The organism is Mucilaginibacter sp., assembly GCF_036383575.1.
GTDB lineage: Bacteria > Bacteroidota > Bacteroidia > Sphingobacteriales > Sphingobacteriaceae > Mucilaginibacter.
Window position 1 is genome coordinate 1 of record NZ_DASVOB010000806.1, and the last position, 2,479, is coordinate 2,479.

At 41.5% G+C, this 2,479-nt stretch carries 3 protein-coding genes; 2 read left to right on the forward strand and 1 reads right to left on the reverse strand.

The features are described 5' to 3' along the window. Window positions 1–1,097 (forward strand): ABC transporter permease (locus VF500_RS28685; RefSeq protein WP_330862937.1); only part of this gene is annotated, 1,097 nt, incomplete at its 5' end. Between the two features lie 150 nt (window positions 1,098–1,247). Here the strand turns inward: VF500_RS28685 and VF500_RS28690 are convergent. Next, window positions 1,248–2,117: a GGDEF domain-containing protein gene (locus VF500_RS28690; RefSeq protein WP_330862938.1), complete on the reverse strand. Its 870-nt coding sequence runs from the start codon at window positions 2,115–2,117 to the stop codon at window positions 1,248–1,250. A 135-nt stretch (window positions 2,118–2,252) separates the two neighbouring features. Here VF500_RS28690 and VF500_RS28695 point away from each other — a divergent pair. Next, the coding region (locus VF500_RS28695) for an alcohol dehydrogenase catalytic domain-containing protein (RefSeq protein ID WP_330862939.1) at window positions 2,253–2,479 on the forward strand (227 nt) is incomplete at its 3' end.

A 2,479-nucleotide genomic window follows, 5' to 3' on the forward strand; every position in this document is an offset into this window, starting at 1 on the left:
TTTTCCAGTTTTCCATTTCTATTTTTTTGGTGATAGGCACTTTGGTGATCTATAACCAACTCAACTATATTCAAAATAAGGACCTCGGCTTTAACCGAAATCAGGTACTGATCCTCAACAACGTTAATACGCTTGAGCACCCCGAACTATTAAAACAGGAGATTAAACGGTTGCCCGGTGTTGTTAATGCAACACTTACCAGTTTTTTACCTACCGCCAATAACAAGGTATTAAATTATGTATCGCCAGGTGGAAAAGAAGGGCAGTCGACCCAATTCTGGAAAATAGATGAGGATTACATCAACACCATGGGCATGCAGATGAAGACCGGTCGCGGATTTTCCGGGGAATTTAAAACAGATTCGACGGCTATGGTCATCAACGAAACGGCGGCAAAAGTTTTCGGCTATGGCAATGATGCCATCGGCAAAACCATAACTACCGGTACTCCTAAAGATCTCAAAAAATACCATGTAATCGGAGTAGTTAAAGATTTCAACTTTAGTTCGCTGCGCGATAATGTAACCCCATTGGTAATGGCGCTGGATAACGATTGGCTGGCGCGTTTAAGCATCCGCGTAAATACCCATAACCTTCCAGCCCTGATGGCACAAATAGAAAAAACATGGAAAACCATTGCCCCCAACGAGCATTTTGACTTTTCATTTATGGATGCCGATTTTGACGCCCTTTACCGTACCGAACAACGCATGGGGCAGCTATTTATCCTGTTTACCGGCCTGGCCATAGCTATAGCCTGCCTTGGTTTATTTGGCCTTGCCGCTTATGCTGCTGAGCAGCGGAACCGGGAGATCGGCATCCGTAAGGTATTGGGTGCAAGCATAGCAGCTATTGTAACGATGTTATCGAAAGATTTTGTGAGGCTGGTGACTATCTCATTTTTAATAGCCGCGCCGTTGGCCTGGTTAACTATGAACAACTGGTTGCAGGGCTTTGCTTACCGGCAAAATATACAATGGTGGGTAGTAATACTGGCAGGCGCTGGGGCTGTGGTTATCGCTTTTGCTACTATTAGCTTACAGTCGTTCAGGGCTGCGTCGGCTAATCCTGTTGAGAGTTTACGTTCTGGTGATTAGAGATTGGAGGTAAGAGCTTAGTTTTTCTTTAAATGAGATAACAAGATCTCTGAAAAGGCTTCATCGACTGGCGCAAGTATGAAGGGTGGGGAAAGAGGGCAATGGCTACTTGTGCCTTTAACAACGGCATAAGTAGCCTTCATCTTCAGATCATTGTATCTTAAAAATCCTTCTTGCGTTATCATATAAGGATTTATATTTCACAAATGTATCTTCTTCCGTTTTATCCCAATAAACCCGTAGCCCATTACTTTCTTCGGCTGCCTGTACAAATCCTCTTTGTAACTTATCATAAGCCTGTTCAAAGGTATCCGATGGATATAACGGTACGATAGCACCGTGAAAAGTAATTTTGTAATTTGAAAAAACAGGAGATTCTGCGTTCAATTCTTCCAGTTGCTTTTGGATCCTCGCTAAAAAACCGACTGCCTCATACTGGGGGCCTTTTATCAGAAAAATAAACTCATCACCGCCTGTATATTTTCGATAAATACGCTTCATAAAATTATTTTCAAGTTTATAATCCCGCTTGTAGATCTCCTCGTCCCTTCTCATCCTGCCAAACAACTCCTGGGCAATTGTCCTGATCACTTCATCGCCTTTTTGAAACCCTTGTTTTTTATTTATCTCACCAAAACCGTCTAAATCAATCAATATTAAATGAAATAACTCTTTAGGCCTGTTTTGAATATCTATTTTAAACTTCTCCTGATTGGCAATACCGGTCACAAAGTCTATCAAACGCATCCTTTCAGAGTCTAATAATAATGCTTTCACGTTTTCCAGTTCTGTTTTAGTTTTCTTGTGACTGGTAACTTCTTTGAAATAAAAAATATAAACACTATAAAAAACCAGTAAACCAATGCCTAATAACGAAAACATATATAACGGAACGCTGATAGCTATTCCGACAGGAAAAAAGAATGCCTTGATCTTATCAAACTCCGTAAAAAATAAAATTATACCCGTAATGGTTGTCAGTATTACGCCAAGCGAGGTTATAAGTTTACGGGGCTCCACAATAATTAAACTGGTAAATAAATTGATATTTAGGATGATATAAATTTATACAATTAGTTTTAATCTCAAGCAGATACGCAGAGGCTTTTCCTTACATGACATTTTACCACTAACTTAGCTTTCAACGTTATAACCATGAAAGCAATAGTGATCACCCAACCCGGCGGGCCCGAAGTTTTGCAGCTGGCCGACAGGCCAAAGCCGCTTATCGCTCCTGATGAAGTACTGATCAAAGTAATAGCAGCAGGTATTAACCGGCCCGATGTTTTTCAACGCAAAGGTAATTACCCGCCGCCTGCCGGTGCACCTGCGGATATTCCCGGCCTGGAGATAGCAGGCGTAGTTGCCGAAGTTGGCGCTGC